At 70.9% G+C, this 18,292-nt stretch carries 18 protein-coding genes; 10 read left to right on the top strand and 8 right to left on the bottom strand.

Annotated elements, in window-relative coordinates; translation table 11 throughout:
• The first annotated feature begins 110 nt into the window (after nucleotides 1-110).
• The 5 genes from folP (at nucleotide 111) to ACWD11_RS09615 (ending at nucleotide 3,298) form a co-directional block, all read left to right on the top strand.
• The gene (folP, locus tag ACWD11_RS09635) at nucleotides 111-1,037 is read left to right on the top strand and encodes a dihydropteroate synthase (protein ID WP_451282264.1); all 927 of its coding nucleotides are present in this window, start codon (nucleotides 111-113) and stop codon (nucleotides 1,035-1,037) included.
• Nucleotides 1,034-1,537, top strand: coding sequence for a nuclear transport factor 2 family protein (locus ACWD11_RS09630; protein WP_389416942.1), 504 nt, complete (start codon nucleotides 1,034-1,036; stop codon nucleotides 1,535-1,537). The genes folP and ACWD11_RS09630 overlap by 4 nt, the downstream gene beginning before the upstream one ends.
• Before the next feature lie 247 nt (nucleotides 1,538-1,784).
• Nucleotides 1,785-2,144: a dihydroneopterin aldolase gene (folB, locus tag ACWD11_RS09625; protein ID WP_389416941.1), complete on the top strand. Its 360-nt coding sequence runs from the start codon at nucleotides 1,785-1,787 to the stop codon at nucleotides 2,142-2,144.
• Nucleotides 2,141-2,752, top strand: coding sequence for a 2-amino-4-hydroxy-6-hydroxymethyldihydropteridine diphosphokinase (gene folK / locus ACWD11_RS09620; RefSeq protein WP_389416940.1), 612 nt, complete (start codon nucleotides 2,141-2,143; stop codon nucleotides 2,750-2,752). The genes folB and folK overlap by 4 nt, the downstream gene beginning before the upstream one ends.
• Before the next feature lie 57 nt (nucleotides 2,753-2,809).
• A complete protein-coding gene (locus ACWD11_RS09615; protein WP_389416939.1) occupies nucleotides 2,810-3,298 on the top strand; it encodes a DUF3180 domain-containing protein in 489 nt (162 codons plus the stop codon).
• Nucleotides 3,299-3,310: 12 nt separating this feature from the next.
• On the opposite strand, the gene folE is transcribed toward ACWD11_RS09615, so the two are convergent.
• The 6 genes from folE to dacB all read right to left on the bottom strand — a co-directional run bounded on the left by folE (nucleotide 3,311) and on the right by dacB (nucleotide 10,914).
• Nucleotides 3,311-3,916 (bottom strand): GTP cyclohydrolase I FolE, encoded by a 606-nt coding sequence (gene folE / locus ACWD11_RS09610; RefSeq protein ID WP_389416938.1) that lies wholly within the window; start codon nucleotides 3,914-3,916, stop codon nucleotides 3,311-3,313.
• A 139-nt stretch (nucleotides 3,917-4,055) separates the two neighbouring features.
• Complete coding sequence (ftsH, locus tag ACWD11_RS09605; RefSeq protein WP_389416937.1) at nucleotides 4,056-6,089, bottom strand: ATP-dependent zinc metalloprotease FtsH; 2,034 nt, start codon at nucleotides 6,087-6,089, stop codon at nucleotides 4,056-4,058.
• 218 nt (nucleotides 6,090-6,307) lie between these two features.
• Nucleotides 6,308-6,868, bottom strand: coding sequence for a hypoxanthine phosphoribosyltransferase (gene hpt, locus ACWD11_RS09600; RefSeq protein ID WP_451121633.1), 561 nt, complete (start codon nucleotides 6,866-6,868; stop codon nucleotides 6,308-6,310).
• 51 nt (nucleotides 6,869-6,919) lie between these two features.
• On the bottom strand, nucleotides 6,920-7,945 hold the full coding sequence (gene tilS / locus ACWD11_RS09595; RefSeq protein ID WP_451282261.1) for a tRNA lysidine(34) synthetase TilS: 1,026 nt from the start codon (nucleotides 7,943-7,945) through the stop codon (nucleotides 6,920-6,922).
• A gap of 193 nt (nucleotides 7,946-8,138) precedes the next feature.
• Nucleotides 8,139-9,269, bottom strand: a complete 1,131-nt coding sequence (locus ACWD11_RS09590; protein ID WP_451282259.1) for a zinc-dependent metalloprotease — start codon at nucleotides 9,267-9,269, stop codon at nucleotides 8,139-8,141.
• Nucleotides 9,270-9,336: 67 nt separating this feature from the next.
• Entirely contained in the window at nucleotides 9,337-10,914 is a 1,578-nt protein-coding gene (dacB, locus tag ACWD11_RS09585; protein WP_451282258.1) for a D-alanyl-D-alanine carboxypeptidase/D-alanyl-D-alanine endopeptidase, read from the bottom strand.
• Between the two features lie 79 nt (nucleotides 10,915-10,993).
• Here dacB and ACWD11_RS09580 point away from each other — a divergent pair, with 79 nt between their 5' ends.
• Together ACWD11_RS09580 and ACWD11_RS09575 are read left to right on the top strand one after the other, a co-directional pair.
• Nucleotides 10,994-11,485: an inorganic diphosphatase gene (locus ACWD11_RS09580; RefSeq protein ID WP_030599677.1), complete on the top strand. Its 492-nt coding sequence runs from the start codon at nucleotides 10,994-10,996 to the stop codon at nucleotides 11,483-11,485.
• A 106-nt stretch (nucleotides 11,486-11,591) separates the two neighbouring features.
• Nucleotides 11,592-13,259, top strand: coding sequence for a threonine/serine ThrE exporter family protein (locus ACWD11_RS09575; protein ID WP_451282256.1), 1,668 nt, complete (start codon nucleotides 11,592-11,594; stop codon nucleotides 13,257-13,259).
• Between the two features lie 34 nt (nucleotides 13,260-13,293).
• Here the strand turns inward: ACWD11_RS09575 and ACWD11_RS09570 are convergent, their stop codons facing one another.
• The gene (locus tag ACWD11_RS09570) at nucleotides 13,294-14,145 is read right to left on the bottom strand and encodes a DedA family protein (RefSeq protein ID WP_451282254.1); all 852 of its coding nucleotides are present in this window, start codon (nucleotides 14,143-14,145) and stop codon (nucleotides 13,294-13,296) included.
• Nucleotides 14,146-14,293: 148 nt separating this feature from the next.
• On the opposite strand from ACWD11_RS09570, the gene ACWD11_RS09565 reads away from it, so the two are divergent.
• The gene (locus ACWD11_RS09565) at nucleotides 14,294-14,659 is read left to right on the top strand and encodes a YbjQ family protein (protein ID WP_389416931.1); all 366 of its coding nucleotides are present in this window, start codon (nucleotides 14,294-14,296) and stop codon (nucleotides 14,657-14,659) included.
• Nucleotides 14,660-14,679: 20 nt separating this feature from the next.
• Here ACWD11_RS09565 and ACWD11_RS09560 read toward each other — a convergent pair whose 3' ends face one another.
• Nucleotides 14,680-15,450, bottom strand: coding sequence for a MerR family transcriptional regulator (locus ACWD11_RS09560; RefSeq protein WP_451282252.1), 771 nt, complete (start codon nucleotides 15,448-15,450; stop codon nucleotides 14,680-14,682).
• Between the two features lie 111 nt (nucleotides 15,451-15,561).
• Here ACWD11_RS09560 and ACWD11_RS09555 point away from each other — a divergent pair, with 111 nt between their 5' ends.
• Both ACWD11_RS09555 and ACWD11_RS09550 read left to right on the top strand, forming a co-directional pair.
• Nucleotides 15,562-16,845, top strand: coding sequence for an ion channel protein (locus ACWD11_RS09555; protein ID WP_451282250.1), 1,284 nt, complete (start codon nucleotides 15,562-15,564; stop codon nucleotides 16,843-16,845).
• 26 nt (nucleotides 16,846-16,871) lie between these two features.
• On the top strand, nucleotides 16,872-18,266 hold the full coding sequence (locus ACWD11_RS09550; protein WP_389416928.1) for a glutamate decarboxylase: 1,395 nt from the start codon (nucleotides 16,872-16,874) through the stop codon (nucleotides 18,264-18,266).
• Nucleotides 18,267-18,292: the final 26 nt, after the last annotated feature.

Raw genomic sequence — 18,292 nt, 5'->3', positions numbered from 1 at the left:
CCCGGACAGGTCCGGGCGGAAGCCTCCCGCCCCGTCCCCGGGGCTTCCGCCCGGACCGCACTGCCCGGTCCCCCGACCACCCGGGCCTGCACGGGGCCTACGCTGAACATATGAGCAAGCAGAGCGGACGCGGCCGCGTGGCAGGCCTTCCTGAGTGGGACCGCTGCGCGGTCATGGGAGTCGTGAACGTGACCCCCGACTCGTTCTCCGACGGTGGCCGCTGGTTCGACACCACCGCGGCCGTCAAGCACGGCCTCGCCCTGGTCGCCGAGGGCGCCGACCTGGTCGACGTCGGCGGCGAGTCCACCCGCCCCGGCGCCACCCGCGTCGACGAGGCGGAGGAACTCAAGCGCGTCATTCCGGTCGTCCGCGGCCTCGCCTCCGAGGGCGTGACGATCTCCGTGGACACCATGCGCGCGTCCGTCGCCGAACAGGCCCTCGCGGCCGGCGCCGCCCTCGTCAACGACGTCAGCGGCGGCCTCGCCGACCCCGCCATGATCCCGGTCGTCGCCGACGCCGGCGCCCCCTTCGTCGTCATGCACTGGCGCGGCTTCCTGGAGGGCGGCAACGTCAGGGGCGTCTACGACGACGTGGTCGCCGAAGTCGTGGACGAGCTGCACGCGCGCGTGGAGGCGGTGCTGGCCGGCGGCATCGCCCCCGACCGCATCGTCGTCGATCCCGGTCTCGGCTTCTCCAAGGACGGCGAGCACGACCTCGTCCTCCTCGCCCACCTCGACCGGCTGCTCGGCCTCGGCCACCCGCTGCTCGTCGCCGCCTCCCGCAAGCGCTTCCTCGGCCGGGTCCTGGCCGGGCCGGAGGGCGCCCCGCCGCCCGCACGCGAGCGGGACGCGGCCACGGCCGCCGTCTCCGCGCTCGCGGCGCACGCGGGCGCGTGGGCGGTGCGCGTGCACGAGGTCCGCGCGACGGCGGACGCCGTACGGGTCGCACGCGCCGTGGAAGGAGCGCGCGACATCGACCGCACGCCGGGCGCACAGAATCCCGTACCAGGCGCGCACTCCATCGAAGGAGCCCGGTGAGCGCCCCGCACACCGACGTCGAGCAGGTGGAGGCCGCGAACACCGCCTACTACGAGGCGGTGGAGCGCGGCGACTTCGAGGAACTGTCCTCGCTCTGGCTCACCCCGGCCGACCTCGGCGTCGACGAGACCTACCACGACCCGGCCGACAGCGGCGTGATCTCCTGCGTGCACCCCGGCTGGCCGGTGCTCACCGGCCGCGGCGAGGTGCTCAGGTCGTACGCCCTGATCATGGCGAACACCGACTACATCCAGTTCTTCCTCACCGACGTGCATGTCTCGGTCACCGGTGACACCGCGCTCGTCACCTGCACCGAGAACATCCTCAGCGGCGGCCCCGCGCCCGAGGGCAGCGAGGAGCTCGGCCCGCTCGTCGGCCAGCTGGTGGTCGCCACCAACGTCTTCCGCCGTACCCCGCACGGCTGGAAGATCTGGTCCCACCACGCCTCTCCCGTGCTGGCCGAAACCGATGACGAAGAAGGCGACGACACCCCCTCCTGAGTGGGTAGGCGCCCCACAGGGACCAACACGTGGTTGGAATCACCCGGCTCCGGGTAGGGGCGGCTACCAACCCATGAGCCGCCGGGTTCCCCGGGGGAAACACCCGATGAACCCTCCGGGACCGGCGCGGGCGCATGCCCCCGTGGAACGGCCCTGTCAGTGCCCGCAGGTAGATTCGTCCGAGGCCGGTGTGCCGTCCGCACACGGTTCGGACCGGCCGTCAACGACGATTGCAGGAGTGATTCGCGTGGATCGTGTCGCGCTGAGCGGCCTCAAGGCCCGCGGGCACCACGGTGTGTTCCCCAAGGAGCGCGAGGAGGGCCAGACCTTCATCGTGGACCTCGTGCTGGGCCTGGACACCCGGCCGGCCGCAGCCGACGACGACCTGGCGAAGACCGTGCACTACGGCATCGTGGCGGAGGAGGTCGTGGCCGTCGTCGAGGGCGAGCCCGTCAACCTCATCGAAACCCTCGCCGAGCGCATCGCCCAGGCCTGTCTGAAGCACGAAGGGGTCCAGGAGGTCGAGGTCCGCGTCCACAAACCGGACGCGCCGATCACGGTCCCCTTCGACGACGTGACCGTCACCATCATCCGGAGCCGAGTATGACCGCGTTCTTCACCGAGGGTTCCAGCGATCCGACCGTACAGCCGGTACCCGCCTCCGTCGTCGAGAAAGTGGACGCCGCCGACACCACCCTGCACAACCCGCAGCGAGCCGTGATCTCCCTGGGCTCGAACCTCGGCAACCGCCTGGAGACCCTCCAGGGCGCCATCGACGCGCTGGAGGACACCCCCGGCCTGCGCGTCAAGGCCGTCTCCCCCGTCTACGAGACCGAGCCGTGGGGCGTGCAGCCCGGCAGCCAGCCCTCGTACTTCAACGCGGTCGTGGTCCTGAAGACCACCCTTCCCCCGTCGTCGCTGCTGGAGCGCGCGCAGGCGGTCGAGGAGGCCTTCCACCGGGTGCGGGACGAGCGCTGGGGGCCGCGCACCCTCGACGTCGACATCGTCGCCTACGCCGACGTCGTCTCCGACGACCCGGCGCTCACCCTGCCCCACCCGCGGGCCCATGAGCGGGCCTTCGTCCTCGCCCCGTGGCACGACGTGGAACCCGAGGCCCAGCTGCCCGGACGCGGCGCGGTGGCCGATCTGCTCGGCACCGTCGCCCAGGAAGGCGTCTTTGCTCGCGGGGATCTGGAACTCCGACTGCCCGAGTAGTCGTTAAGGTCGAGACGACCACAGTCCGTGGGAGCCCGGGGGAGCTGAAGGGACACCGTGAGAGAGCTGCGTATCAGGGAGCTGGCCGGCGTGTTCGTCGTGGCCGGCGTCCTGTCCTGGGCGGGCGCCCGCCTCTGGAACTCGATCGGGACCCTGCCGAGCGTCCCCCTGGCCGCCCCCGTCGTCCTCGCCCTGATCGCCGCGGTGCTGCTGGCCACGGCGCTCTCGATCCGCTCCCGCCTCAGGGCGCAGCGCGAGCGCCGCCCGGGCGCCAAGGGCGTCGACCCCCTGATGGCCGCCCGAGCGGTCGTCTTCGGCCAGGCCAGCGCCCTGGTCGCCGCCCTGGTCGCGGGCATGTACGGCGGCACGGGCGTCTTCCTGCTGGAGGTCCTCGACATCCCCGCCCGCCGCGACCAGGCCATCTACGCCGGCTTCTCGGTCGTCGCGGGCATCGCCGTCATAGCGGCGGCCATTTTCCTGGAGCGCGTCTGCAAGCTCCCGGAGGACGACGAGCACAACGGCACGGGAGCCGCACCGGCCGCGTGACGAGCAGGCGCGTCAGCGCGCCATGATGAGGCTCATCGCCTCGTTGCGGGTGGCCGCGTCCCGCAGCTGTCCGCGCACCGCCGAGGTGAGCGTCTTCGCGCCGGGCTTGCGTATGCCGCGCATCGACATGCACATGTGCTCGCACTCCACGACGACGATCACGCCACGCGGCTCCAGGATCTCCATCAGGGAATCCGCGATCTGCGTGGTGAGTCGTTCCTGCACCTGCGGACGGCGGGCGTAGACATCGACGAGCCGGGCCAGCTTGGACAGTCCGGTGATCTTCCCGGAGGTCGCCGGGATGTACCCGACGTGCGCCACTCCCCGGAACGGCACCAGATGGTGCTCGCACGTGCTGTAGACCTCGATGTCCTTCACCAGCACCATCTCGTCGTGCCCGATGTCGAACGTCGTGGTCAGCACATCCTCGGGCTGCTGCCACAGGCCCGCGAATATCTCCTTGTAGGCCCTGGCCACCCGCCCCGGCGTCTCCTTCAGACCCTCGCGGTCCGGATCCTCGCCGACCGCGATCAGCAGTTCCCGCACGGCGTTCTCGGCGCGCTTCTCGTCGAACTCGCCGATGCGGCCCTCGCCGTCGAGCGTCACGGGGTCGGTCATGTGGTGCCTCGTTCCTGTGCGGGTGGCGCGTGTGGGTCACGCGTCTGAACTGCGGACATACGACGATGCCGCGCCCCCCAGGCTAAAACCAGGGGGACGCGGCATCCATTCCGGGGCCGGTGGGATCACCGGGCCCGGGTCAGCTCTCCGGGCGCTCCTCGGGAGCGGGCTCCGGGGTCGGCTCGGCGACCGTCGACTTGGCGGTGGTGATCGCCGGAGTCGAGCCGTTGGCGCCGTTCGTCAGGGCGAGCTCCTTGGGGGAGAGCACCGGCGGACGGGTGGACGGCGTACGGCGCGAGGACCCGGTCCACGCGGGCCGCGGCGGGCGCTTGACGATACCGGCGAAGATCTCGGCGATCTCCTCCTTGCCCAGCGTCTCCCGCTCCAGCAGCGCGAGAACGAGGTTGTCGAGGACGTCGCGGTTCTCGACCAGGATCTCCCAGGCCTCGTTGTGCGCGGTCTCGATGAGCTTCTTGACCTCTTCGTCGACCAGCGCGGCGACCTCTTCCGAGTAGTCGCGCTGGTGAGCCATCTCACGGCCGAGGAACGGCTCGGTGTTGTCCCCACCGAACTTGATCGCGCCGAGGCGCTCGGTCATGCCGTACTGCGTGACCATCGCGCGGGCCGTGGCGGTGGCCTTCTCGATGTCGTTCGCGGCACCCGTGGTCGGGTCGTGGAAGACGAGCTCCTCGGCCGCGCGGCCGCCCAGCATGTACGCCAGCTGGTCCAGCATTTCGTTGCGCGTCGTGGAGTACTTGTCCTCGTCCGGCAGGACCATCGTGTAACCGAGGGCCCGGCCTCGCGACAGGATCGTGATCTTGTGGACCGGGTCGGAGTTCGGGGAGGCCGCCGCGACCAGGGCGTGGCCGCCCTCGTGGTACGCGGTGATCTTCTTTTCCTTGTCCGACATGATCCGGGTCCGCTTCTGCGGGCCCGCCACGACACGGTCGATGGCCTCGTCGAGCATGTGGTTGTCGATCAGCTTCTTGTCCGAGCGGGCCGTCAGCAGGGCGGCCTCGTTCAGGACGTTGGACAGATCGGCACCGGTGAAGCCCGGAGTACGGCGGGCGACGGCGGACAGGTCGACATCGGGGGCGACCGGCTTGCCCTTCTGGTGGACCTTGAGGATCTCCAGACGGCCCAGCATGTCGGGGCGGTCGACCGCGATCTGGCGGTCGAAGCGGCCGGGGCGCAGGAGGGCCGGGTCCAGGATGTCGGGACGGTTCGTGGCGGCGATCAGGATGACGCCGCCCTTCACGTCGAAGCCGTCCATCTCGACGAGCAGCTGGTTCAGGGTCTGCTCGCGCTCGTCGTGACCACCGCCGAGGCCGGCGCCGCGGTGGCGGCCGACCGCGTCGATCTCGTCGACGAAGACGATCGCCGGGGCGTTCGCCTTGGCCTGCTCGAACAGGTCACGGACTCGGGAGGCACCGACACCGACGAACATCTCGACGAAGTCGGAACCGGAGATCGAGTAGAACGGCACGCCGGCCTCGCCCGCGACGGCACGCGCGAGCAGGGTCTTGCCGGTGCCGGGCGGGCCGTACAGCAGTACGCCCTTGGGAATCTTGGCGCCCACGGCCTGGAACTTGGCGGGCTCCTGGAGGAATTCCTTGATCTCGTGGAGTTCCTCGACCGCCTCGTCGGAACCGGCGACGTCGGCGAACGTCGTCTTCGGGGTGTCCTTGGTGATGAGCTTGGCCTTGGACTTCCCGAAGTTCATGACCCGGGAGCCGCCGCCCTGCATCTGATTCATCAGGAACAGGAACACGACCACGATGAGAACGAAGGGCAGCAGCGAGAGCAGGATGCTCACAAAGGCGTTCTGCTTCGTCGGCGAGACCGTGTAGCCGTCCGGGATCTGCTTGTCCTGGAACTTGGTCTGCAGGGTGGTGGCCAGGGCCGCGCCCTGGTCGCCGATGTAGCTCGCCTGGATCTTCGAGCTGTCCTCGATCTTTTCGCCGTCCTTGAGCTGGACCTTGATGGTCTGCTCGTCGCCGGTGGTCAGCTTGGCTGATTCGACCTTGTTGTCATTGATCGCCTGGACGACCTGGCCGGTGTCCACCGTCTTGTAGCCACCGGACGAGCCGACGACCTGCATCAACACGACCACGGCAAGGACGGCCAGCACGATCCACATGACCGGCCCACGGAAGTATCGCTTCACGTCCATCCATACGGAGCGGAGCCGCCCCGTCCCTCCTGCCATAGTGAGTTTGATAAGACAGTTCTTCTGACGGTACCCCAGCATTGTGGACCGAAGCCGCACGAAGCCGCTCGGCCGGCCGGCAATCCCGTCTCTGCATGCTCCAACGGTGCGGACCGCGCTGGGGTTCCCGATCGTCCTACCGGCGTCGCCCTTGTGGCTCAGCGCACGGCCGAGCCCGGGGGTCAGCCGCCGTAGACGTGGGGCGCGAGCGTACCGACGAACGGGAGGTTGCGGTACTTCTCGGCGTAGTCGAGGCCGTAGCCGACGACGAACTCGTTGGGAATGTCGAAGCCCACCCATTCGACGTCGATGGCGACCTTGGCGGCGTCCGGCTTGCGCAGCAGGGTGCACACCTTGAGGGACTCGGGCTCGCGCGAGCCGAGGTTGGACAGCAGCCAGGACAGGGTCAGCCCGGAGTCGATGATGTCCTCGACGATCAGGACGTGCTTGCCCTTGATGTCGGTGTCGAGGTCCTTGAGGATCCGCACCACCCCGGAGGACTGGGTGCCCGCCCCGTAGGAGGACACGGCCATCCAGTCCATGGTGACGGGGGTGGACAGCGCCCGCGCGAGGTCCGCCATCACCATCACCGCGCCCTTGAGGACGCCGACGATGAGCAGGTCCTTGCCCGCGTACTCCGCGTCGATCTTCGCGGCGAGCTCGATGAGCTTCGCGTCGATCTCTTCCTTGGTGATGAGTACCTGCTGAAGGTCGGCACCCATGTCGTTCGCGTCCACCCGCATCACTTTCGGTCGTCCCACCGGCCGTCCGCCCCCCTGGCGGGGGGCAAGGATTCAGCCTTGCCGAATCACCAGTCTGCCACCCTGGCGCTGGGCCACGACTTTGCCGGGGAGATTGATGACCCCCTGGCCGCGCCATCCGGTGATCAGGCGGTCGACTTCCTCGATGTGCCGGGCGAACAGCGAGCCGGCCGGAGCGCCCGCCTCGATGGCGGCGCGGCGCAGGATCCGGCGGCGTACGGCGGGCGGGAGGGCGTAGAGCTTGGCGCACTCCAGCAGCCCCGCGGCGTCCCGGACGCCGGTCTCGGCCTGGCCCGCCCAGGCGTCGAGGGCGTCGGCGTCGTCGCGGGACAGTTGCGCCGTACGGGCGAGCGCCTCCACGACGCCTTTGCCGAGGGCCTTTTCCAGGGCGGGCAGGCCCTCGTGGCGCAGGCGGGAGCGGGTGTAGGCGGGGTCGGCGTTGTGGGGGTCGTCCCAGACGGGCAGGGACTGGACCATGCAGGCCCGGCGGGCGGTCTGCCGGTCGATCTCCAGGAAGGGGCGCCGGTAACGGCCGCCGGCCCCCGAGACCGCGGCCATGCCGGACAGGGAGCGGATGCCGGAGCCGCGGGCGAGGCCGAGCAGGACGGTTTCGGCCTGGTCGTCGCGGGTGTGGCCGAGGAGGATCGCGGCGGCGCCGTGGCGCTGGGCGGCGGCGTCCAGGGCGGCGTAGCGGACGTCGCGGGCGGCGGCCTCGGGTCCGCCTTCGCGGCCGACGGTGACGGCGGCGGATTCGACCGGGTCGAGGCCGAGTTGCCGCAGGCGGAGGACGACTTCCTCGGCGCGCAGGTCGGAGCCGGGCTGGAGGCCGTGGTCGACGGTGACGCCGCCGGCCCGGATGCCGAGCTTGGGTGCCTCGAAGGCGAGGGCGGAGGCGAGGGCCATGGAGTCGGCGCCGCCGGAGCACGCCACGAGCACGAGCGGCGACGGCGGGCGCTCGTGCGGGGTGTGCTCGGGGGAGGTCTGTTGGTCGTTGAGGATGTCGTGGAGGACGCGGCGGACCGCCAGGCGTATCGCCGCGACCGCAGGATGGGGACCCATGTCCGGTTCCCTTCATGAAGTTTTCGGGGGGTGAGCCCGGGGTTCGGTCACTCAGAGTGTGTAGATGGTGACAGAACCGGGCGGTTCCCCGAGCATTGCACGCCTACCCATGGCTCACGGTCCCTCGGACGGGTGATTGAAGGGGCGTTCGCCTGCCGTCGGCCGGATTCGTTTCACGACCCCGCACGGGGGTTCACGACTCGGCCTTGCGGTGCACCCGCGTGACCCAGTCCGCCGGTTTGGCGATCTCCGCCTTGGTCGGGAGGGTGTTCGGGGAGGTCCACACGCGGTTGAAGCCGTCCATGCCGACCTCGTCGACGACGGCCCGCACGAAGCGTTCCCCGTCGCGGTACTGGCGGAGCTTGGCGTCCAGGCCGAGCAGTTTGCGCAGGGCGATGTCCAGCCGGGAGGCGCCCTTGGCCCGGCGCTGCTGGAACTTCTCGCGGATCTCCGCGACGGACGGCACGACGGCCGGGCCGACGCCGTCCATGACGAAGTCGGCGTGCCCCTCCAGCAGGGACATCACGGCGGTGATACGGCCGAGGATCTCGCGCTGGGCCGGGGTCTGCACGATCTCGACGAAGGAGCGGCCGCCGTCGTCCTCCTCCGCCTCGGGGCGGCCTCCGGCGAGGGACTGGGCGGCCTCGCGGACGCGCTCCAGGACGGTCATGGGGTCCACGTCGGTCTCCCCCAAGAACGACTGGATTTCGCCCTGGAGGTGGTCCTGCAGCCAGGGCACGGCGGTGAACTGGGTGCGGTGGGTCTCCTCGTGCAGGCACACCCACAGCCGGAAGTCGTGCGGCTGGACGTCGAGTTCGCGCTCGACGTGGACGATGTTCGGCGCGACGAGCAGCAGCCGCCCGCCGCCGTTCGCGCCCGCGGGGAGTTCGCGGGTGGCGGGGGCGAAGGTCTCGTACTGGCCGAGGACACGGGAGGCGAGGAACGACAGCAGCATGCCGAGCTCCACGCCGGTGACCTTGCCGCCGACGGCGCCGAGGACCGCGTTGCCGGGGCCGGAGCCGCGGCGCTCCTGCATCTTGTCGAACAGCGGCTTGAGCAGTTCCCGGAAGCCGGCGACATTGGCCCGGACCCAGCCGGGGCGGTCGACGACCAGGACGGGGGTGTCGTGGGTCTCCTCGGTGCCCAGCCGGGTGAAGCCCCGGACGTGTTCCTCCGAGGCCTTGGCGTGCCGGCGCAGCTCCGCGACGACGGCCCGGGCCTCGTCGCGGCTGATCTCGGGGCCCGGCCGCATGAGCCGGGTCGCGGTCGCCACCGCGAGATTCCAGTCGACCATCCCAGTTGCGGCACCACCGATGCTCGTCATGCGTCAACCGTACGTGAGCGCCGCCGTTGCGGGCAGGGCGTCGGCGGTCGGCACGTTCGGGTGCGGTTCAGCCGCAGCCGCACGCCGCCAGGGCCGTGGCCGCCGCGTCCAGGGCCGACTGGGCCGCTGACGGGTCGGTGGTGTCGGTGGCCAGGAAGGCGAAGGCCAGCAGGTGCCCGTCCTGGTCGACGACCGTGCCGGCGAGGGCGTTCACGCCGGTCAGGGTGCCGGTCTTCGCTCGTACGACGCCGGCCGCGCCGTCCGTGTAGCGGCTGGTCAGGGTGCCGGTGAAGCCCGCCACGGGCAGGCCGGTGAGGATCGGGCGAAGTTCGGGGTGGGCCGGGTCGCCCGACTTCGCCAGCAGGGCGGTCAGGGTGTCGGCCGTGAGGCGGTCGTCGCGGTTCAGGCCGCTGCCGTCCTTGAAGTCGGCGCCTTTCACCGGCACTCCGAGCTTTTTGAGCTCGGCGCGCAGGGCGCGGCCCGCGCCGTCGAAGTCGGCGCGTTCGCCGGTGGCGAGGGCGGTCTGGCGGGCGAGGGCCTCGGCGATGTCGTTGTCGCTGTGGGTGAGCATGCGTTCGACCAGGGCCGCGAGCGGCGGCGAGGAGACCTCGGCGAGGGTCCGGGCGCGGCCGGTCGCCTTGGAGGGGCCCGGGGAGGTGGTCTTGATGCCGTGGCCCTTGAGGAGGCCGGCGAAGGTGCGGGACGCCTCGGCCGCCGGGTCCGCCGCGCGGGGCGCCGGGCCGCTGACGGAGTCGTCGGTGCGGGCCTCGTCGGCCATCAGGGCGCTGACCTGGGCGAGGTTGTCGTTGACCCCGATCGGGTGGTCCGCGTCGCCCGCGTAGAGCGTGGTGTCGTACGACAGGGTCACCTCGCGCATGCCGTCCTTCTTCAGGGCGGTGGCGGTGTCCTCGGCGAGGGCGCGCAGGCTGGCCCAGCCCTCGGCGTCCTTGCGGGCGGTGAGCGTGGGGTCTCCGCCGCCGACCAGGACGAGTTCGCCGGTGTCGGGTTCCAGGGCGGCGCGGGTGGTGAGGCGGTGGTCGGGGCCGAGGGCGGACAGGGCCGCGGCGGCGGTGGCGATCTTCGTGGTGGAGGCCGGGGTGAGCGCGGTGCCCGAGCCGGTGCCGTACAGGCGCTTGCCGGTGGTCACGTCGACGACGGCGGCGGATCGGCGCCCGCCGAGCGCGGAGGTGTCCAGGAGCGGGTCCAGGACGCCGGCCAGGGCCTTGGCGCCGGGGGCGGATCTCACCCCGCCGGCCGAGCCGCCGAGGCCGCTGAGGACTGATGCGGCGCTGGGGGCGGCGTGGGGCGCCGTGGCCGTCGTAGCGGAATCACGACCGTGATCTGCGCCACCCGTGTGCTCCTGGGCGGCTGCCCGGTCCCGCTCGGCCGTACGCTGACCCGAGGAGTCCCAGGGACCGGCGGTGGACACCGCACCCACGGCGAGCGCGAGGCCGACGGTGGCGGCGCCGGCGGTGTACTGCCAGGTCTTTACCCTGATGACCTGCGCCGAGGCGGCTCGGCCGAGCCGTGCCAGGCGCGGTCGGCCGGCTGTGACGGCCTGTGCGAGACGCGGTCGTACGGCGTTCGCGAGCCGCGCCACCCGCGGTCCCGCGGCCCGCCAAGGCCTCAGCTCTGGCACGACCACCAGCCCCTTTCGCGATCACACACCTGCGTGAGGGACACTTAACCACCAGAACTATGTGTTGATCATGGAGGAGCCACCGGTGGAGTTCGACGTCACGATCGAGATTCCGAAGGGTTCGCGGAACAAGTACGAGGTGGACCACGAGACCGGTCGGATCCGCCTGGACCGTCGCCTCTTCACCTCGACCAGCTACCCGGCCGACTACGGCTTCGTCGAGAACACCCTCGGCGAGGACGGCGACCCGCTGGACGCGCTGGTCATCCTGGACGAGCCGACCTTCCCGGGCTGCCTCATCCAGTGCCGCGCGATCGGCATGTTCCGGATGACGGACGAGGCCGGCGGCGACGACAAGCTGCTGTGCGTCCCGGCGCACGACCCGCGCGTGGAGCACCTGCGCGACATCCACCACGTGTCGGAGTTCGACCGCCTGGAGATCCAGCACTTCTTCGAGGTCTACAAGGACCTGGAGCCCGGCAAGTCCGTCGAGGGCGCCGACTGGGTCGGCCGTACCGAGGCCGAGGCCGAGATCGAGCGGTCCTACAAGCGCTTCAAGGACCAGGGCGGCCACTGAGCCCCCAGGTCACCGACGGGCCGCACGCGACGCGTGCGGCCCTTTGGCATGGGTGTGCGCATACTGAAGCCTGGCCTGAATGCGTCGTACAGGGAGCGCTGCGCAAGTGACGGACGCGGAGGACCGCAAGCCGCAGTCGGACGAGGCGACCGGCACGTTCGACCCTGAGATCACATCCGAGTTCGCCATTCCCCAGGGGCTCGCCGTACCCAAGGCCGGCGGTGAGCCGGAGACCACGTCCGAGTTCGCCCTGCCGCGCGGGCTGGACACCCGCCCGGGTCCGGTGGCCGAGCCCGAGAAGTCGGCGTTCAGTACGCCGCGGACCTACCACGCCAAGGACGCGCCCCCCGTGTTCACCCCGGCGTCCGGGGTGCCAGCGGTCAGTCTGACCAAGGACGTGCCCTGGCAGGACCGGATGCGCACGATGCTGCGCATGCCGGTGACCGAGCGGCCCGCGCCGGAGCGGATTCCGAAGACCGAGGACGAGGGTCCGGCCGTCCCCCGCGTGCTCGACCTGACCCTGCGGATCGGCGAGCTGCTGCTGGCGGGCGGGGAGGGCGCGGAGGACGTCGAGGCGGCGATGTTCGCGGTCTGCCGGTCCTACGGCCTGGACCGCTGCGAGCCGAACGTCACCTTCACACTGCTGTCGATCTCCTACCAGCCGTCGCTGGTGGACGACCCGGTGACGGCCTCGCGGACCGTGCGGCGGCGCGGGACCGACTACACGCGGCTCGCGGCCGTGTTCCGGCTGGTGGACGACCTCAGCGATCCGGAGAGCCATGTCTCCCTGGAGGAGTCCTACCGGCGGCTCGCGGAGATCCGCCGCAACCGGCACCCGTATCCGACCTGGGTGCTGACCTCGGCGAGCGGACTGCTGGCCGGCGCCGCCTCGGTGCTGGTCGGTGGTGATCTGATCGTGTTCGTGGCCGCGGCGGTGGGCGCGATGCTCGGCGACCGGCTGGCGTGGCTGTGCGCGGGGCGCGGGCTGCCGGAGTTCTACCAGTTCATGGTGGCCGCGATGCCGCCGGCCGCGATAGGCATCGCCCTCAACCTCGCGCACGTGGACGCCAAGGCGTCCGCGGTGATCACCGGTGGGCTGTTCGCGCTCCTGCCCGGGCGGGCGCTGGTGGCGGGGGTGCAGGACGGTCTGACCGGGTTCTACATCACCGCGGCCGCGCGGCTGCTGGAGGTCATGTACTTCTTCGTCGGGATCGTCGCCGGGGTGCTGGTGATCCTGTACTTCGGCGTGAACCTCGGCGCCAAGCTGAACCCGGACGCGGCCCTGAACATCTCCGAGCGGCCGCTGTGGCAGATCGGCGCCTCGATGCTGCTGTCGCTGACCTTCGCGGTGCTGCTGCAGCAGGAGCGGTCCACCGTGCTGGCGGTCACCCTGAACGGCGGAGTCGCCTGGTCGGTGTACGGGGCGCTGCACTACACCGGCGGCCTGTCGCCGGTCGCCTCCACGGCCGTGGCGGCGGGCCTGGTGGGGCTGTTCGGGCAGCTGCTGTCGCGGTTCCGGTTCGCTTCGGCGCTGCCGTACACGACCGCGGCGATCGGGCCGCTGCTGCCGGGCTCGTCGACCTACTTCGGGCTGCTGTCCATCGCTCAGAACGAGGTGGACAAGGGGCTGGTGTCGCTGGCGACGGCGGCATCCCTGGCGATGGCCATCGCGATCGGCGTCAACCTGGGGTCGGAGATCTCGCGGTTGTTCCTGCGGCTTCCGGCCGGGGCCGGGGAGGGACGCAAGGCGGCGAAGCGGACCCGGGGGTTCTGAACTCCTCGCGGGTCCGCGTCCGTCACCGGTGTTGCTAGTAGCCCTGGTTGGGCGGGTACTGGTCGTTCGGCCGGCCGCCGTACTGCTGCTGGTTGCCGTAACCCTGCGGGTACTGCTGGGCGTAGGGCTGCTGCTGGCCGTAGTACTGCTGCTGCTGCGGGGGCTGGTCGGTCGGGTCGATGCGGCGGAGCTGGGTCGTCGCGTCGTCCATCATCTGCGGGTGCTGCTGGTGGGGGGGCCGGGCCGCCGGGGCCTGGGCCGCCGCCCGCTTCTTCTTGGCGCGCTCGCGCAGGTACTCGACGATGATCGGGACGACCGAGAGGAAGACGATCAGGATGAGGATCGCCTCGACGTTTTTCGCGATGAAGTCGATCTGGCCGAGCCAGTACCCGGCCACGGTGACTCCGGTGCCCCAGGCGATGCCGCCGATGATGTTGTACGTCAGGAAGGTGCGGTACTTCATGCGGCCGGCGCCGGCCACGATGGGCGCGAAGGTCCGCACGATCGGCACGAATCGGGCCAGCACGATCGCCTTCGGGCCGTACTTCTCCATGAACTCATGGGCCTTCTCCAGGTTCTCCTGTTTGAAGAGCTTGGAGTTGGGGCGGTTGAAGAGCCTCGGGCCGAAGAACTTGCCGATCATGTAGCCGACCTGGTCACCGATGACGGCGGCCAGCACGATCAGGGTGCAGACCAGCCACAGGGGCTGGGTGATGTACGTCCCCTCGGCCACGAAGAGACCTGCCGTGAACAGCAGCGAGTCACCGGGCAGGAACGCGAAGAGGCCGGATTCGGCGAAGACGATCAGAAGGATGCCGGGCAGCGCGAAGGCCTCGATGAGGTATTCCGGGCTGAGCCACTCGGGGCCGAGCGCAAGCGTGGTCACGGGTTGTGGCTCCTGCGGGGGTGGGGCGGGCGGGGGCTGGTGCTCAAAAGTACCAACGCGGTACCCCTATCAACGCACCGCCGGAGGCCCAGGTTCCATGGGTGCGCACAGGATGCCTTTTACGGCGGCCCGGGGAAGGCTGTCCACCATGGGAATCGATGAATACGGCGGCGGACAGGGCCCTCAGCCCGATGTCCTGGTGGTGACCACGAACGACGTACCCGGTCACCGGGTCCAGGAGGTCATCGGGGAAGTGTTCGGGTTGACGGTGCGCTCCCGGCATCTGGGCAGCCAGATCGGCGCGGGGCTGAAGTCGATGGTCGGCGGTGAGCTCAAGGGGCTCACCAAGACGCTCGTGCAGACCCGCAACCAGGCCATGGAACGGTTGGTGGAGCAGGCACGCGCGCGTGGCGCCAATGCAGTGCTCGCCTTCCGCTTCGATGTGACCGATGCCTCGGACGTCGGCACCGAGGTGTGCGCGTACGGCACGGCCGTGGTCCTGGTCCGGGAGTAGCGGCACTCCCGGACCGGGGATCACGCGGTGCGGCGGGCGGCGTTGGCGCGGATGGCGTCGCGCAGGTGGGCCGCCATGCCTGGGTGCATGGCGTCGTAGAACGCCGTGAAGCGTTCGTCGGCGACGTACATGTCACCCAGGCACTGGTGCATCTCGTACGGGCATTCGTAGAACCACCTGCCGAGGTACCGGCGGTGCTCCTCCGCCAGCTCCATGGCCGCCTCGCCGGTCGGCGGCTCACCGGAGGTCATCAGGGCCTTGTAGCGCTCGCCCCACTCGGCCCCCTCGTCCTGCATCCGCTTCCAGTCGTCCTTGGTGTATGCCGCCGCGCGGCGCTGCGACTCGGCGTACGCCTCCGTGCTGCCCCAGCGTGCCTGCGCCTCCTCGGCGTACTGCTCGGGGTCGTGGTCGCCGAAGACCTCGAAGCGCTCTTCGGGGGTGAGGTTGATGCCCATCGTGCGTGCCTCCATGGCCTGTTCCACGGCCGTCGCCATCTTCTGCAGCTTCTCGATCCGGGCGGTCAGCAGGTCGTGCTGGCGGCGCAGGTGCGCGCGCGGGTCTGCTTTTCCGGCGGCCTGATCGTCGAGCAGGGCGGCGACCTCGTCGAGCGGAAAGCCGAGCTCCCGGTAGAACAGGATCTGCTGCAACCGGTCGAGGTCGCCGTCGCTGTAGCGCCGGTGGCCCGCGTGGTTGCGCTCGCTGGGGACGAGCAGGCCGATGTCGTCGTAGTGGTGCAGTGTGCGCACCGTCACTCCGGCGAAGCCCGCGACCTGTCCCACGGAGTAGCTCACGTCGTCCGCTCCCTTCTCGGTACGCGCTCCACGATGAATCCTCACGCCACGTGAGGCGCAAGCCCATGGAATACGACCGTATTACCCGGTTTGCCGGTTTAACGTGTCCCCGTGCCCCAGGAGACCGCGCCGCAGGCGCCCGCCGCGCCGGCGACCTCGGCCCGCGCCCTGCTGCCGCTGATCCTCCCCGCCCTGGTGGTGGGCGTGGCTGCCGCCCTGCTGTTCCTCGGGGTGAGCGAGGCGGCCGAGGCCCTCCAGCACGTGCTCTGGCAGGACCTGCCCGACGCGCTGGGGGTGGGCCGCTTCTCCGTGCCGTGGATGCTGACCGTGCTGACCGCGACCGGGGTGGCCGTCGGGCTGGTGGTCTGGAAGGCGCCCGGGCACGCCGGGCCCGATCCGGCCACCACCGGGCTCGACGCGCCCGCGCTGCCGCCCGTCGTCCTGCCGGGACTGCTGCTGGCGACCGCTCTGATGCTCGCGGGCGGGCCGAGCCTCGGCCCGGAGAACCCGATCATCGCCGTCAATGTCGGGCTGGCCCTCTGGCTCGGGCACCGGCTCCTGCCCCGGGTGCCGGGCGGCCTGTGGGCGGCGCTGGCGGAGGCCGCGACGATCGGCGCGCTGTTCGGCACGCCGGTGGCCGCGGCGCTGGTGATCTCGGAGGCGCTGGCCGGGCGGCCGGCCAAGGGGGCGCTGTGGGACAACGTCTTCGCGCCCCTCGTCGCGGCCGCCGCCGGGGCGATCACCACCGAACTGGTCGCCCGTCCCACCTTCGACCTGGGTCTTCCCGCCTTCGACCACCCCGGCTGGGGCGATCTGCTCGCGGCGCCGGTGGTCGCGTCCGCCGCCGCGCTGCTCGGCATGGCGGCCGTGTACGCCTTCCCGTACGTCCACGCCGCCTTCGGAAAGCTGCGGCACCCGATGCTGATGCTTCCGGTGGGCGGGCTCGTGCTGGGGCTGCTGGGGGCCCTGGGCGGCCATCTGACGCTCTTCAAGGGGCTGGAGGAGGTCGGGGAGCTCGCGGCCGACCCCGGCGGCTGGACGGCGGGTGAGTTCGCGGGGATGGCGGTGGTGAAGCTGGCCGCGCTGCTCGTCGCCGCCTGCTGCGGCTTCCGGGGCGGGCGGATCTTCCCGGCCGTGTTCGTCGGGGCGGCCCTCGGTCTGTGCGCCCACGCCCTGGTGCCGGGGGTGCATCCGGCGGTCGGCGTCTCGGCGGGCGTGCTCGGGGTGCTGCTGGCGGTGACCCGGCAGGGCTGGGTGAGCCTGTTCGTCGCCGCCGTCCTGGTGGCTTCCCCCGCGGTCCTGGCCCTGCTGTGCATCGCGTCGCTGCCCGCCTGGCTGCTGGTGACGGGGCGCCCGCAGATGCAGCTGCGCGAGGACGGCACCCCGCTCCGCTGAACTCCCCACCCCCTTTGGAGAAGTCGATGGCACTGCACCAAGGACCCGGCCGTTCCGACGACCTGCCCCCGTCCGTCAACCCCTTCTACGGTCAGGCCAATCCGGTCGGCGGCATGACCGAGGCACCGCCCCGGCACCGGCTCCCGGACAGCCCGCTGCCGCCGATGACGGCGTACCAGCTGGTCCACGACGAGTTGATGCTGGACGGCAACGCCCGGCTGAATCTGGCCACCTTCGTCACCACCTGGATGGAGCCGCAGGCCGGGGTGCTGATGGCGGAGTGCCGGGACAAGAACATGATCGACAAGGACGAGTACCCGCGCACCGCCGAGCTGGAGCGGCGCTGTGTGGCGATGCTCGCCGACCTGTGGAACGCGCCCGATCCGGCGGCCGCCGTGGGCTGTTCGACGACCGGTTCCAGCGAGGCGTGCATGCTGGCGGGGATGGCGTTCAAGCGGCGGTGGAGCAGACGGAACACCGGAGGTCGCCCGAATCTCGTCATGGGCGTCAACGTCCAGGTGTGCTGGGAGAAGTTCTGCAACTTCTGGGAGGTGGAGGCCCGTCCGGTCCCCATGGAGGGCGGGCGGTTCCACCTCGATCCCCAGGCGGCGGCCGAGCTGTGCGACGAGAACACCATCGGGGTCGTGGGCATCCTCGGCTCCACCTTCGACGGCTCCTACGAGCCGATCGCCGAGCTGTGCGCCGCCCTGGACGCCCTCCAGGAGCGCACCGGGCTCGACATCCCGGTGCACGTGGACGGCGCCTCGGGCGCGATGGTCGCGCCCTTCCTCGACGAGGACCTGGTGTGGGACTTCCGCCTCCCGCGCGTGGCCTCGATCAACACCTCCGGGCACAAGTACGGGCTGGTCTACCCGGGCGTCGGCTGGGCGCTGTGGCGGGACAAGGACGCCCTGCCCGACGAACTCGTCTTCCACGTGAACTACCTGGGCGGCGACATGCCGACCTTCGCGCTGAACTTCTCCCGCCCCGGCGCCCAGGTCGTCGCGCAGTACTACACCTTCCTGCGGCTGGGCCGCGAGGGCTACCGGGCCGTGCAGCAGGCCTCGCGGGACGTCGCGACCCGGCTGGCCGGACAGATCGAAGCCCTCGGCGACTTCGACCTGCTCACCCGGGGCGACCAGTTGCCCGTCTTCGCCTTCACCACGGCGCCGGAGGTGAAGGCGTACGACGTCTTCGACGTGTCCCGCAGGCTGCGCGAGCGCGGCTGGCTGGTGCCCGCGTACACCTTCCCGCCGAACCGGGAGGACCTGTCGGTGCTGCGGGTGGTGTGCCGCAACGGCTTCTCGACCGACCTCGCGGCGCTCCTCCTGGACGACCTCCAGCGCCTGCTGCCGGAACTCAGAAGGCAACCAGGTCCCTTGGGGCGGGACGCGGGCCAGGCGACGGCCTTTCATCACTAGCCCGCACGGCCCCGCCCCACCCCGCG

The sequence above is a fragment of the Streptomyces sp. NPDC002776 genome (genome assembly GCF_053592195.1).
The sequence above is the reverse complement of the archived record's forward strand: the minus strand, read 5'-3'. Positions and strand labels throughout refer to the sequence as shown.

What these genes read in the sequence shown, in the direction of transcription:
- ftsH (WP_389416937.1), bottom strand. Translation starts at nt 6,089, where the DNA reads ATGGACGTGAAGCGATACTTCCGTGGGCCGGTCATGTGGATCGTGCTG.
- ACWD11_RS09565 (WP_389416931.1), top strand. Translation starts at nt 14,294, where the DNA reads ATGGGAATCGATGAATACGGCGGCGGACAGGGCCCTCAGCCCGATGTC.
- folK (WP_389416940.1), top strand. Translation starts at nt 2,141, where the DNA reads ATGACCGCGTTCTTCACCGAGGGTTCCAGCGATCCGACCGTACAGCCG.
- ACWD11_RS09590 (WP_451282259.1), bottom strand. Translation starts at nt 9,269, where the DNA reads ATGACGAGCATCGGTGGTGCCGCAACTGGGATGGTCGACTGGAATCTC.
- tilS (WP_451282261.1), bottom strand. Translation starts at nt 7,945, where the DNA reads ATGGGTCCCCATCCTGCGGTCGCGGCGATACGCCTGGCGGTCCGCCGC.
- ACWD11_RS09550 (WP_389416928.1), top strand. Translation starts at nt 16,872, where the DNA reads ATGGCACTGCACCAAGGACCCGGCCGTTCCGACGACCTGCCCCCGTCC.
- folP (WP_451282264.1), top strand. Translation starts at nt 111, where the DNA reads ATGAGCAAGCAGAGCGGACGCGGCCGCGTGGCAGGCCTTCCTGAGTGG.
- hpt (WP_451121633.1), bottom strand. Translation starts at nt 6,868, where the DNA reads ATGCGGGTGGACGCGAACGACATGGGTGCCGACCTTCAGCAGGTACTC.
- folE (WP_389416938.1), bottom strand. Translation starts at nt 3,916, where the DNA reads ATGACCGACCCCGTGACGCTCGACGGCGAGGGCCGCATCGGCGAGTTC.